The sequence below is a fragment of the Achromobacter sp. K91 genome (assembly GCF_003576205.1).
GTDB lineage: Bacteria > Pseudomonadota > Gammaproteobacteria > Burkholderiales > Burkholderiaceae_B > Achromobacter > Achromobacter aegrifaciens.
On sequence record NZ_QWFB01000049.1, the window covers coordinates 23,462 to 36,004 of the forward strand.

The window sequence follows — 12,543 nt, forward strand, 5'->3', positions numbered from 1 at the left end:
CCAAAAAGGCGGGGCCCACATCGCGGAAAGTACATGTCGCTAGCGCCATGGCAGGGAATGTTGCCGCAGGCGGAGGACCGTGCCGGTCATCTATGTCGAAAGGAATTCGAAGAACATCCATGTCTAGACCTAACATCTGTCTCATCAATATCGACTCCGCACTGAATGCTCTGCCGAAGGCTGACGTGACAGCCGAAATCATTGAAGCGCGGATATCGTCACTAGCCTTCAAGAACTTCGACTCTGTCGAGAAGCGCCTCCGCTTCATGTTGGAGTTTTGTACGCATGAACCTAGCTTTTGGATAAAGCTGGCCGAAATCTGCGCGGCGGCATATTTCCTGAAAGCTGAAAGGGAGTGGGTGCTTGTATTTCCTGCGACGATTGACTGTGGCTACATGAGAAGTTACCGATTCCAACCACGAAATCTTGCCGCATCACCACAGCAATACTGTAGGAACATTCTGCTTCTGCCGAACTCCGAGGCGCTATACGAATTGGTGGATACGCCTGCGGCGCATCACGTTTTTGACGAATGGCATAAAGCAAAGACCAAGGCCACAGAGCTGCCTACCGAGCTGGTTTCTGGCAGGCTGGCCAACACGAGTGTCGAACGTGCCATGATTTTTAGCCGGGGGGATGGATGTGTGGTTTGCGGTGCTGTTGCAAGCTGCTACGCCGCAACAACCTTTGGTGATCCAGCCTATGCGTTGCTGATTCAGTTGCCGGTTTGTCAAGAGCACCTTAGAGAGGCCAGGGAACATCCAAGTATTTTTTCTTTTTTTGCGTCGCTATTTCATCTGTCGGCCGAGACTGACTATGAACTTTCCACCTATATTCCCGATGATTTGATCCCAGCCATTCATGCGACGATGGCCGATGAGCTTGAGGGGCGCGTGGGCAGTTCGGACAAGCGGGACAGAGGTTGGCATCTTTGGATTGAACTAGAAACCGGATGGAAATGGCTTCTTCGCGTAGGTTCGCTGAGTGACTACGCATACATGCTCTACGAGCCTGGAGTAAAAAAAGAGAGGTATCGTGCCGACTCTGCGCCAGATCATCCTGATCTAAAGTTCTTTCCGATTCATCAGCATTCCTCTCCAGGCAGAAAGCGAGATGAAGTAAGTCCAAGTTTTTTGTACGGTATCCCTTTGTTCGACGTGAAGCGGTTGCGTGACGTCGGGCGAGAGCTCGGAGCCTATGTGGACCACGATGTTTAACCCGTCATAACTGCACTGAACGTCAATGTCCAGCCTTGTATCGGCCTTATCGATCCACCGTACGGATATTGGCTCAACGCACTCGCGGAGACTTTCATCGCACCATGTTCAATCACGGCAAGGAAATCCTGATCCTCACGGGCCCGCCGGGTTCGGGCAAGACCACGGCGGCCGTGGCCCTCGCACAGATGGCTGGTTCGCCGAAGGTTCATCTCCATTCGGACGATTTTTGGGCTTTCATCAAGCATGGCGCCATCGCGCCGTATTTGCCTGAATCCCATGCACAAAACACGGTGGTGATGGATGCGCTTTGCCGGACCGTGTCCGCGTATGCCGAAGGCGGCTACTTCGTGGTTCTCGACGGCATCATCGGTCCGTGGTTTCTGCCCGTATTCGAGGGGCTGGCCCTTACCGTCCATTACGTCGTCCTGAGGCCGCCCTTGAGCGTGGTCATCACGAGGTGCCAGCAACGCGGCGGGGATACGCTGGTCGATCCCGCTGCCATTGCTTCGCTGCATGGGCAGTTCGGTTCGCTGGGGGCGCTAGAGCGGCACGTACTCACGATCGGGGACGACAGTCCGGCTCAACTGCTTGAGCGTTTGATTGATGCGGTCGACGCCGGCGCCTGCGTCTTGCCGCATTCGCTACATTAGGGCCGGTAGAGCATGGGGGCATCGCGTGCCGCGGAAGCGTGCGGCACCCTGCAATCCTCAGCTAGCGGGCGGTGGCGAAAGTCCGTTCAATGCCGGCGCGCGCATGGATGATGAACGCCGCGGTTTCGGCCTGATGCCGTTGTGCCAGATCATCTTCCTCGTGCCCCTGGTAGATCGCCCGCGCCTTGCTCAGCACGGCTCGGTGGGGGGGGGCAATCTTTACTGCAACCGTGTCGCCGCCAGCTCCTTGGAGGCGATGCCGCCAAGGGCGGCCGTGTACCAGATGCGGGCCAGGGCGAGGACGATGTGCTTTTCGTCGCCCGCCCAGTTGTCGGGCGCGTTCCACTGCGCGGCGGTGTCGAGCAGCGCGCGCCTCAGGTCCTCACGGGGCACGGGCTCGAAAACCTGATCGGCTTGCGGCCCCATGATGAGAAAATGCAGTCTGACTCCATTTCCTCTCACATATTTCGAGATCGATCTCACTCCGAGCCTGAAATACTTCGCATGCGATCGCATGAAGGCGACGTTGACCGTCCCTGCATGCGCGAGCAATTGGCGGCGCGCGCACCATGATGGGGATATCTCACGACAACGCTGCAAGGGTTGTGAGATTGGCGCGCTGCATGCCGGCGAGAGAGGCGCAAATACTGCTGCACGGCATGAAGATATGTGGTCGTTGCCATTGAAGTGGCGCGCGGCTCATACGCAAGCACATATGTGTCAGCTGCTACAATCGCGAACGCGAGGTGATCAAGGGGCGTAACGGGAAGGGCCGTCCTCCGACCAAGTTGGCGCGTGTGGACTTGCGCGGTGTGACCTACCAACGCGCCGATGGCACTGTGCACACCCGAACAATTAATCGCACGGTCGATACGAACGAAGTGGTTGTCGCCGTGCTACGCGACGAGCAGCAGGCGGTCCGGTTTGGCTGGCGAGGTCAGATCCGAAGGGATGGGATAGACTGTTTGCTTCAAACCGCCATAGACTTGCCGCCACTCAATCTGTGCGTGTCATTGACCTGATCTTGCGTATGTCACCAGTGCTGGTGTCAGGTATGCTTGACCTCGTCTTCGTTGAAACTGATGGCCTAGTTCGGGTTGTAGTCGCCCACCTGCGTCGGCATCAGGAAGCCGTGGTGATCCCTTCATAGCATGTCATGCGCCTAAGCCCGCGCGATCAATATTCTGGTCGCCCTTGACCATCTCGTAGAGCAAGCCGACCAGCGGTACCAGCGCTTGCTTGTCGTTCTTCAACACTTGGCTCACCAATTCGGTGTGTGATCCCAGAGCCCGAACCAAGGCCGACTGGACAGATCCCTTGATATTGCCGTTCATGGCCACGTCCCGTGGATTGTTCTTGATCTGAGCAACAGTGTTGGCGTCTTCGCGCACGATGTCGGCCAGATGGTTCACCAGCGCTACCTTGTCGGTCAGTGGCGTGGCTTCGCCAAAGATAGAATTGAGACGCGCGATCACCTGGCGCAGATAGACCGGCAACTCAGCTTGGCCGCCTCCCCCTGGGCCAACCGGCTTGAGGACTACAGCATCGTCCTTGGGCGGCTCGTCGTCGCCAGGCATGTCCTCACGCTTGATGTCAAAGCCGGTCAGGACCAAAGCAGACACGTCTACCTGCTCAGGCGGCACGCCATGGAGGCGTTTGGCCAACAGGCGTGCGAAGCTGGCGAAGGCTTCCAGCCCAGCATCGCCCAAGTCGATGGTCTGGGCGATATAGGTGTACAACGAGCCGAAGCGGGTCAGGCCGGACTTGAAGTCTAGCGATTGCTGCAAGGCTTCGGCGTGTGCGTTCCGCGTGGCGTCGGCCTGCTTCATGCCGGCCTCGTTTCCCTGAGCCTTGGCTATCTCGAATGCGGCTTCCGCTGCCTGGATGGCTGCGCGTTCTTTCTTGATCTGGTCGTTGAAGCGCTCCGTAGGCGCGCTGGTGGCGGCGTACAGCTCCTTGTGCTGTGCTTGCTCACCGGCTGCGTAGGAGGCGGCCGACTTGAAGCGCACGGCAGAATAGGCGTCGACCTCGCCTTGCGTGTAGATCCCGGCCTTGTCCAGGTCGGCTTGCAGGTCGTAGATCACGTTTGGATTCTGCACGTCCTGGATCTTCGCGCCGGCGTCGTACTTGGCGAAGGCGTCAAGAATGGCTTGGGGCTCGTTGACGAAGTCGACTACGAAGGTGGTGTCCTTGCCGGGGGCAGTGCGATTAAGGCGAGACAGCGTCTGGACGATCTCCACAGGGTTGGCGATCTTCTTGTCCAGGTACATCGCGCACAGCTTGGGTTGGTCGAAGCCAGTCTGGAACTTGTTGGCCACGATCATGACTCGGAACTCGGGCCGGTCGAAGATCTTGCGCAGGTCGGTTCCGTACTGGCGCGGGTTCATCGAAGCCTCGGTGAACTGCTCGTCGTCTTGCGCCGCAAACGGATCGTCCTTCAATTGCTCATCGGAGGTGTGGACGACTTCCTTGCCCGTCAGCGACCCGGAAAAGGCCACCAGAGCCTGGAGTGCCTTGTGCTGGGGGTGGGCCTCGATATATGCGTCAAACGCCTTCTTGTAGCGGACGGCAGAGGCACGCGAGGAGGTCACGATCATGGCCTTGGCCGTACCCCCCAGTAGCGGCGCCACATTGGCTGCGAAGTGCTCGACGATGAACTCAACCTTCTGGATGACGTTGGTCGCGTGCAGGTTGAGCCACTTGGCCAGGGCGCGCTTGGCCGCTTTCTGCGAGACGCGCTTGCCGTCCTTGACCGGTTCGGCCAAGTTGAACGCGGTCTTGTAGGGCAGGTAGCCCTGCATGGCGTCGAGAATGAAGCCCTCCTCGATGGCCTGGCGCATAGGGTACTTGTGGAAGGACTGCGGCAGGTTGTCCTTGCTGGGTGGCTTGGTTGGGTCAGTGGGGCGCCCGAACAAGGTGAGGGTGGCGTGCTTGGGCGTGGCGGTGAAGGCGAAATAGCTGACGTTCTTCGGGCGCACGCGCGAGGACTGGATCTTCTCCAGCAGCTCTTCAACGGTCAGTCCTTCCATTTCCTTGGCATCTCGCAGGGCTAGCGTAGCCTGAAGCTTGGAGGCAGCAGAGCCCGTCTGGCTGGTATGGGCCTCGTCGATGATGACGGCGAAGCTGCGATCTTTCAGCTTGCCATTAGTCAGCACCTGCTCCATGGCGTAGGGGAAGGTCTGCAACGTCACCACGATGATGGGCGTGCCACGTTCCATGGCCTCGGCCAATTCCGCGGACTTGCTGCGCCCCGTGTCCTTGTCGCCAATCGCTGCAATCAGGTCATGCTGATGGTCGATCTGCTGGATGGCGTCTTGGAGCTGCTTGTCAAGCACAGTGCGGTCGGTGACCACGATGACAGAATGGAAATACGGATCGCCCTTGTCAGGCGTGCGCAGGCGGATCAGGTCATGCGCGGTCCAGGCGATGGTGCTGGTCTTGCCGGAGCCTGCCGAGTGCTCGCACAGGTAGGTCATGCCTGGGCCGTTGGCCTTGGCATCAGCAATCATCCGGGTGACGGCATCCCACTGGTGGAAGCGCGGGAAAATCTGCGTTTCCTTGCGGGAGTGGTTGCCGGCTAGGTCGACCACGTCCTTCTTCTCGGTGTACACGAAACTGTGGAAGATCCGTAGCCAGTTGTCGCGCTGGCACACCTGTTCCCAGAAGTAGGCCACCGGATACTCGCCATCCTCACGGATGGGGTTGCCGGCATGGCCATCGCGGCCCGCGTTGAACGGCAGGAAGTAGCTGTTCTTGCCGGCCAGCTTCGTGCACATCTGGATGTCGCTGTCGGACATCGCAAAATGGACGACGGCTCCGCGTTTGAATGTCAGCAACGGCTCGACGCGCCGGGTGGTTGGCTCCATCGGCAGGCGGTCGTTCTTGTACTGCTCGACGGCCGAATCGGCGGACTGGGTGAAGTCAGTCTTGACCTCGACGGTGGCCACGGCCAGCCCATTGATGAAGAACACCAGATCGATGGCCAGCTTGCTGCCTGGACGGTACATGAGCTGCGGCACCACCCGCAGGATGTTGGCGTTATAACGCTCCCAAGCGGACGGGTCGCGCTCGTCCTCAGGCAGGCCTTCGCTCAGGCGGATTTCGCCCGCCCCGGCCACCTTGATGCCTTTGCGCAGCACGTTGACCGTGCCTTCCCGTTCCAGGGCCTGGGCCAGCCTGTCCATGATGGTGTCGGTGGCCTTGTCACCGTTGCTTGCCACCAGCTTATCCCAGCGCTTGGGTTGGGTCGTCTGAACCCATTCGACCAGATCCTCGGGGTACAGCGCGTGGTTCTGATCGTAGCCGGCGGTGGTGCCCACCTTCCAGCCGCGGCCGGCCAGCTGCTTGACGATGTGCTCCTCGAAGTACTTCTCGCGGTGGGCGGTGTCGGTGAAGGCGGGGTGCATATTGGTCATTCCGTTGTCTCGTCTTCGCCGTGGAACTCGTCGTAGATGTCAGCCAGGTTGCGCTCTTCGTAGTTCCACAACGGCGCGGGATGGCGATCGTGTGCGCTTTCCGGGAGTTTCAGTGCTTTGCGGGTGGCCCGGGTCAGCGACATGACATCGCCGTGAAGCCGAACCTTATTCCCTGGTTCGATAGTTGCCGTAACGGCAGGGTCTCGAACGAAGGCCAGCTGGGCACCAACTGGAATGCCCAAGGCATCGAAGCTCAACTTCGGCCGCCGACGAATTTCCAGCCGTTCTCCTGCGGCGATGGAGGCCTGATCCACGTCAGGTGCAGTGGGCTGTTGCTCCACTTCCTCGGTTACGTCTTCGCCTACGTGAAGCAACTTCAAAATGGCAATTGCCTGGTTGGCACCGATCTGGAAAAACTCTCGTTTCGGGTTCAGTCGGTTGGGACCGAAGGCCTCGTGCAATGCGCGCTCCACCTGTTCCGGGTTGGCGGTCCGGCACGCGTACTCAAGCTTGAACGGTACCGGTACACCAGTGGTGTAGAGCTGGCCAATACGGGCGTTCGCATCGGGCGCCGCGGTGTAACCGATCTTGACCAACCCAGGCATTGCTGGGTTGCTCAGGACATAGACGATCGATAGCGTGCTCATGCGGCCTCCCTCAGGTCGATCTTGCCCGTCACAGCCGCTGTGATCAGGGCGGTGCGATGTTCGCGCAAGAGTTCGATGGAGCGTTCCGTTTTGGCGATCAGGGTGTCGATGCGGGAAGTGGCGCGGTCGAGGTGTTCCAGGATCCTGCCTTGCTCTTCTTCAGGAGGGCGAGGGACCGGCAGGTCAAGCAAGTTGTTGGACGAGATCGAGGCCAAGTTTGTGGTTTGCTTGGATCTGTACGTAAAGAAGGATTGCGCGGCTAGCGAGCCCTTGTAGGCATTCAGCCATTCACTTGAAACGCCATGTGGGCGGACCGCAAACACATGATTCTGATGGACACAATTAGCGATCTCATCGCGCCAGATGTGGCCGCGGCCTAGTTTGTCGTTATCACCGCCTTCGTTCATGAGGACATCGTTCGCTTGCAAGCGATATCGGGCCAAATCACTCCGCAGGATATTCACAGTCGCTACGTCCTCCAGTTTCAAGTAGCCATCCTGGACATTCGCTACTCGCAGGTATGGGGCGCTGATTATGTCGGGGCCTGATAGATTTTTGCCTAGTGCTAGTCCTGTTTGGACAGTCGCTATATGCCGTAATTTAGGGGTGGTCCAATGCGCCGGAACCTTCCCCAGCCACTCGATACCGCTGTCCTTCATTGGAACACCCGCATCCAGTCCCTTGGTCACGGCATGCGTGATCAGGGCCTGGCGCTTTTCGCGCAGCAGCTCGATAAAGCGGGCTTTCTTGGCGACCAGGGTGTCGATGCGGGTGGTGGCGCGATCGAGGTGGGTGGCAATGATGGATTGTTCTTCAAGGCTCGGAAGCGCGATGTGGCATTCACCAATATCTTCAAACTTGACGGTTTGTCTGACTCCGGCACCCAGCGTCTTGATGTGCTGCACATCGAAGACGCGAAGCGCCCATCGGAGATACTTCGCTTGCGCGACAGACTCGTCGTTTGAAGCAATGATGTAGGCCGGACTGACTCGGCATTCGATCTCTGAAAGAGCAATGCGCAGGCTCTTGAGGTCATAGTTCAGGTTGAGAGGGTTGATCAAAAACTGGCCAGGCTTAACCGTGCGATAGGTAGCCAATGTCTCGTCGTTGTCGAAGTTCTTGAATACAACCTCTCCGAAGCTGATCGCCCCAGCCGGGGCATCGCTACCGATTTCCTTGCGCTCTTCTCGAAGCACGTGCTTGAGCTTGAATACATCCCAGGGGGGCGGGACGGCGCCTCCCATCCAATCGATCGCAGTGCTCATTCCGCCACCTCATCCAGCAGTGCGGCGATCTCGGCTTCCACGGCCTTCAACTCGACATCGATATCGTGCAAGTCGCGCGGCGGCACGTACTTGTAGAAGTAGCGGTTGAAATTAATTTCGTAGCCGACCTTGCCGATCTGGCCATCGCGGTCGTCGGTGTAGTCGGCATCCACCCAGGCATCGGGTACATGCGGCAGAACTTCGGCGGCCATGTAGCCGCCGATGTTTTGTTCCAGCGACACGCTCTCGAAGTCTTCCAGCTCCTTGTCCGGCACCGGGTTGCCTTCCTCGTCCAGTACTTCCGGGGCGTTGGTGTCACGAACGCCCAGCGCGGCTTCCAAGGCGGTGGCAAGAGGCTTGGTGATCTTGGGCAGGCCTGCCTTCTTAGCAACGGCTGCAAGGGTGGCGAACCACGCATAGGGGTGGGTCTTGCCCAAGTCCTGGCGCAGCAGGGTCAGCCACTTGGTCTGTTCATCTTCAACCAGCTTGGCAAACCCCTTGCTGACCTTGAGGGCTTCCAGGCCCTCTTCGGTGATCTTGGCGACCAGGCGCAGCGGACGCAGTACCTTGATCCGGCGGTAGCCGAAATCCTTGTAGTCGACGATGCGGACGTTTTCACCCGCTTGGAAGTCCGCGTAGAGGCGGGCGATGTCCTGGATTTGCTCGTCGTTGATGAAGCGGCGCTTGTTGCCTTCCGACTTGCGCATGGGCGAGTGGATGGCCGTGGCGTCGATCAGTTGGACCTTGCCCATGCGCTTGGCGGGCTTGTTGTTGGTTAGCAGCCAGATGTAGGAGCCGATGCCGGTGCGAAAGAAGATGTCGGTGGGCAAGGCGACGATGGCCTCGATGTAGTCGTTCTCCAGTAGCCACCTGCGTATCTCGTTTTCACCCTGGCCAGCGTTGCCGGTGAACAGCGGCGAGCCCGACAGGATGATGGCCGCGCGGCCACCGCCCTTGTGGGGATGCTTCAGCTTGGAGATCAGGTGCTGGATGAAGAGCATGGAGCCGTCGGAGATACGCGGCGTGCCTGCGCCGAAACGACCCTCGAACCCCTTTTCCTTGGCCTCGCGCTCGACAAAGGCCTGGTCCTTCTCCCACTTCTTGCCAAAGGGAGGGTTGGACAGGCAGTAGTGGAAGCGCTGGCCCGCAAACGCGTCTTGAGACAGTGTGGACTTGGGGCCGGCGATGTTGGCCGACAGATCGCGCGCGGGTTCGGTTTCCAGGCGGCGCAGCAGCATATTGGCCAGCGCGACGGCGTGGGTTTCCGGTTCCAGTTCCTGCCCGAACGGGATCAGCACGGGCGGCGCCTTGCCTTGCGCGGCGAAGCCATCGACGTGGTTCATGGCATCCGTCAAGAAGCCGCCGGTGCCGCAGGTAGGATCGTAGAGCGTGCGGATCAGGCCAGGATGGCTGCGGAACAGAGCATCGTCGGGGTCCAGCAGCAGTGTGGTGGCCAGGTGGACCACGTCGCGCGGCGTCATGAAGTCTTCGGCCGCCTCGTTGACTTCCGCACCGAACCTGCGGATCAGGTGCTCGTAGATGTTGGACATGACGCGGTCCGGGACCACGTCAGGGTGCAGGTCGGTGTTGGCGAAGTTCTGGCAGATCTTGAACAGAATGTCGGCGCGCGCCAGACGCGCGATCGTATCGGTGAAGTTGAACTGGTCGAAGATGACGCGTGCGTTGTCCGAGAAGCCGGCGATGTAGGCCTCCAGGTTGGACTTGGTCTTGGTCGCGCCCAGGGTGGCCAACGCGTACTGCGAGGTGTTGTAGAAGGGCAGGCCTGCGGTCTGGCGCAGGATTAGTCCGATATCCAGCCCCTTGTCCTTGAACTTGGCATGGGCTTCCCGGACCTTCTCGCGCGTCGGCTCCAGCACGCATTCCAAGCGGCGCAGCAGGGTGAAGGGCAGGATGATCTTGCCGAAGTCGGTGTGCTTGAAGTCGCCCCACAGGTCCTCGGCGTTCTTCCAGATGAAGGCGGCTAAGATGGTGTCGCTGGCCTTGGGGGCCTCGATAGGGGTGGTGCTGGCAGTGGTGGTTGTGCCGTTTTTGCTCATGTTGCCTGCGTCAGTATCGAATAATGATCAGCCGCACCCGCCAGTTGGCGGGCAGGGCGGTGGATTGCTTGATGGATATCCCCAGAACATCCCATCAGACCTGCGTCTCCAGAACAGAGACCAAAGCGGGCCTGGCTAAGTGCCGGTTGAGCTTAGCTAAGGGGATACCTCCGCACGAACGGCCATGATCGCAGCGGCGCGCTCCTTGGGTCGCTGGCGGGTCGGAGAGCGCCGTGTCTCGGTCAAGGCCTGGCGCAGCGCGCCTCTTTCCTTGTCCCTGAAGGCGTCGTTGTTGCGGAAGTTGTGCGATTCGTCGATGACGACGAGGTCGTAATTGCCCCAATTGATGCGGTTGCTCATTGCGCCTCTGGGTTTTCCGACTGCGCCACGATCCAAGCGTCGATGTCCGTTTGCCGGAAGCGCCACATTCCGCCGACCTTGAAGCCGGGAATCTTCTTGGCCGCCGCGAGCCGGTAGATCGTCCGTTCCGTAACCTTCAGGTACTCCGCGACTTCCCTGATCGTCAGGATTGGGCTGTCGCTGATCTTCTTGGACATGAAGCGGCCGGTCATTGGTAAATAACGATAGAATAGTGCAAAATTTTCATATTCAAGGCAAACCAAACCGAAAATTTAAGCGCTGAAGGCCGGCTGCCTGGTGGGCCACACCGCCTCTCGCCCCGGAGATATGGATCGCATGAATAGGAGGGGGGCGCATGGAACTTCGTGATCTACACCGTATGTGGAAAATCCGCACGTACGGATCTGCGCGGGGGGCAGGGGTAACCTCTGTCCCTACCACACCAGACGTTGCTCCGCGCGGCGATAACTCGTGGGCGTACGCGAGTTGCCCTTGTTAGGCCGGCAAACTCGGCGCCTCTCTGTGATCCGTGACGGTATAGATGACGGGCCGAAAGTATCATCTCTGCCGGAAAGCCTTATTTCATGCGGGTTTGGCGGCTCAATTGACAATTGAGTGGGAGTGATCCCGCTGTTGTCGTGCGGTGAATGAAAGAGGCGCTTCGGCGCCTCTTTCTCTTTGAGTCGGGAGATGAGAGCGTTGCCGTCAGCCCCTCAATCGCACCAAGAATGCTCCCAGCGCCGTGACCGTCGCCAGCACCGTCACCGCCATCCATCCGAACTGTGCATACAGCAAGGCTGCCAACGCCGACCCGACGGCCATGCCGATGAACATGCCGGTGAACAGTACCGCGTTGAGCCGGCTGCGGGCATTGGCGTCGATGCCGTAGATGATGGTTTGGTGCGCGATCAGTGCGGCCTGTATGCCCAGATCGAATCCGATGGCGCTGGCGACCAGCAGCCCTAGCTGCGCGCCGGGTGCCATGAACGGGGCCACTCTCATGGCGGCGAAGGACGCGACGACCAGGCCTGCACCCAGACGGGTGACCAGCGGGGCGCCGTGGCGGTCGGCGATGCGTCCGGCGATGGGAGCGGCCATGGCTCCTGCCGCGCCGGCCAGTCCGAAGGCGCCGGCGGCGGCCGCGCCCAGGTGGAAGGGCTCGTCATGCAGCATGATGGCCAGGGTGGACCAGAAGGCGCTGAAGCCGATAGACAGCAGGCCTTGGGCCCAAGTGGCGCGGCGCAGTGCGGAATGTTGCCGCCATAGCGCGGCCAGCGATCGCAGCAGCGCGAAGTAAGGCAGTTGCGTGCTGGCTTCGAAGCGCGGGAGCTGGCGCTTTGCGGCCAGGCCTACGAGCGCGATGCTGGCGGCGGCGGCCGCGAACATGGCGCGCCAACCCCAGTTCTCGGCAACGAAGCCGCTGACTACCCGGGACAGCAGGATGCCCAGCAGCAGGCCTGTCATCACCGTGCCGACGATTTTGCCGCGATGCGCGGCTGGCGCCAATGTTGCGGCTGCCGGAACGATGTCCTGTGCCATCGTTGCGGACACGCCGACGGCCAGGCTGGCGGCCAGCAGCGTCGGCAAAGAGGGCGACAGGGCCGCGAGCAGCAGCGCGGCGAACAGGATGGCGGCCTTGGTGAGGATGATCCTGCGCCGGTCATGCCGGTCACCCAGCGGCGCCAGGAAGAGGATGCCCAGGGCATAGCCCAACTGGGTCAGTGTTGGCAGCAGTCCGACTGACTGGGGAGAGGCGCCGATGTCCGGCGCCAGCACTCCCAGCATGGGCTGGCTGTAGTACAGGGATGCGACCGACAGGCCGGCGCTGCCGGCCAGCATGAAGGTCAAGCGTAGTGGCAGCCCCGATTGGGGGGCTGGATCCTGATCCTTGGCGGCGGCGGTAATTTGCGTGGAAGGCATATTGGTGTG

At 60.1% G+C, this 12,543-nt stretch carries 11 protein-coding genes; 2 read left to right on the plus strand and 9 right to left on the minus strand.

Annotated elements, in window-relative coordinates; translation table 11 throughout:
* Positions 1-119 precede the first annotated feature (119 nt).
* On the plus strand, positions 120-1,217 hold the full coding sequence (locus DXK93_RS31885; protein ID WP_147400270.1) for a hypothetical protein: 1,098 nt from the start codon (positions 120-122) through the stop codon (positions 1,215-1,217).
* 104 nt (positions 1,218-1,321) lie between these two features.
* Complete coding sequence (locus tag DXK93_RS23915) at positions 1,322-1,870, plus strand: AAA family ATPase (RefSeq protein WP_119451347.1); 549 nt, start codon at positions 1,322-1,324, stop codon at positions 1,868-1,870.
* 61 nt (positions 1,871-1,931) lie between these two features.
* On the opposite strand, the gene DXK93_RS32515 is transcribed toward DXK93_RS23915, so the two are convergent.
* The 9 genes from DXK93_RS32515 to DXK93_RS23955 all read right to left on the minus strand — a co-directional run bounded on the left by DXK93_RS32515 (position 1,932) and on the right by DXK93_RS23955 (position 12,534).
* The gene (locus tag DXK93_RS32515; RefSeq protein WP_255423609.1) at positions 1,932-2,066 is read right to left on the minus strand and encodes a hypothetical protein; all 135 of its coding nucleotides are present in this window, start codon (positions 2,064-2,066) and stop codon (positions 1,932-1,934) included.
* 23 nt (positions 2,067-2,089) lie between these two features.
* Positions 2,090-2,296: an aminoglycoside adenylyltransferase domain-containing protein gene (locus DXK93_RS32375; RefSeq protein ID WP_233564604.1), complete on the minus strand. Its 207-nt coding sequence runs from the start codon at positions 2,294-2,296 to the stop codon at positions 2,090-2,092.
* A gap of 728 nt (positions 2,297-3,024) precedes the next feature.
* Positions 3,025-6,285 (minus strand): type I restriction endonuclease subunit R, encoded by a 3,261-nt coding sequence (locus tag DXK93_RS23925; RefSeq protein ID WP_233564605.1) that lies wholly within the window; start codon positions 6,283-6,285, stop codon positions 3,025-3,027.
* Positions 6,282-6,932 (minus strand): GIY-YIG nuclease family protein, encoded by a 651-nt coding sequence (locus DXK93_RS23930; protein WP_119451349.1) that lies wholly within the window; start codon positions 6,930-6,932, stop codon positions 6,282-6,284. Before DXK93_RS23930 ends, DXK93_RS23925 begins: the two co-directional genes overlap by 4 nt.
* A complete protein-coding gene (locus tag DXK93_RS23935) occupies positions 6,929-8,197 on the minus strand; it encodes a restriction endonuclease subunit S (RefSeq protein ID WP_119451350.1) in 1,269 nt (422 codons plus the stop codon). The genes DXK93_RS23930 and DXK93_RS23935 overlap by 4 nt, the downstream gene beginning before the upstream one ends.
* Complete coding sequence (locus DXK93_RS23940; protein ID WP_119451351.1) at positions 8,194-10,254, minus strand: class I SAM-dependent DNA methyltransferase; 2,061 nt, start codon at positions 10,252-10,254, stop codon at positions 8,194-8,196. The genes DXK93_RS23935 and DXK93_RS23940 overlap by 4 nt, the downstream gene beginning before the upstream one ends.
* 156 nt (positions 10,255-10,410) lie before the next feature.
* Positions 10,411-10,614 (minus strand): hypothetical protein, encoded by a 204-nt coding sequence (locus DXK93_RS32025; RefSeq protein ID WP_119451352.1) that lies wholly within the window; start codon positions 10,612-10,614, stop codon positions 10,411-10,413.
* A complete protein-coding gene (locus DXK93_RS23950) occupies positions 10,611-10,811 on the minus strand; it encodes a helix-turn-helix domain-containing protein (protein ID WP_119451409.1) in 201 nt (66 codons plus the stop codon). Before DXK93_RS23950 ends, DXK93_RS32025 begins: the two co-directional genes overlap by 4 nt.
* Before the next feature lie 508 nt (positions 10,812-11,319).
* Entirely contained in the window at positions 11,320-12,534 is a 1,215-nt protein-coding gene (locus DXK93_RS23955) for an MFS transporter (protein ID WP_119451353.1), read from the minus strand.
* Positions 12,535-12,543 lie beyond the last annotated feature (9 nt).

What these genes read in the sequence shown, in the direction of transcription:
- DXK93_RS31885 (WP_147400270.1), top strand. Translation starts at nt 120, where the DNA reads ATGTCTAGACCTAACATCTGTCTCATCAATATCGACTCCGCACTGAAT.
- DXK93_RS23915 (WP_119451347.1), top strand. Translation starts at nt 1,322, where the DNA reads ATGTTCAATCACGGCAAGGAAATCCTGATCCTCACGGGCCCGCCGGGT.
- DXK93_RS32375 (WP_233564604.1), bottom strand. Translation starts at nt 2,296, where the DNA reads ATGGGGCCGCAAGCCGATCAGGTTTTCGAGCCCGTGCCCCGTGAGGAC.
- DXK93_RS23925 (WP_233564605.1), bottom strand. Translation starts at nt 6,285, where the DNA reads ATGACCAATATGCACCCCGCCTTCACCGACACCGCCCACCGCGAGAAG.
- DXK93_RS23930 (WP_119451349.1), bottom strand. Translation starts at nt 6,932, where the DNA reads ATGAGCACGCTATCGATCGTCTATGTCCTGAGCAACCCAGCAATGCCT.
- DXK93_RS23935 (WP_119451350.1), bottom strand. Translation starts at nt 8,197, where the DNA reads ATGAGCACTGCGATCGATTGGATGGGAGGCGCCGTCCCGCCCCCCTGG.
- DXK93_RS23940 (WP_119451351.1), bottom strand. Translation starts at nt 10,254, where the DNA reads ATGAGCAAAAACGGCACAACCACCACTGCCAGCACCACCCCTATCGAG.
- DXK93_RS32025 (WP_119451352.1), bottom strand. Translation starts at nt 10,614, where the DNA reads ATGAGCAACCGCATCAATTGGGGCAATTACGACCTCGTCGTCATCGAC.
- DXK93_RS23950 (WP_119451409.1), bottom strand. Translation starts at nt 10,811, where the DNA reads ATGTCCAAGAAGATCAGCGACAGCCCAATCCTGACGATCAGGGAAGTC.
- DXK93_RS23955 (WP_119451353.1), bottom strand. Translation starts at nt 12,534, where the DNA reads ATGCCTTCCACGCAAATTACCGCCGCCGCCAAGGATCAGGATCCAGCC.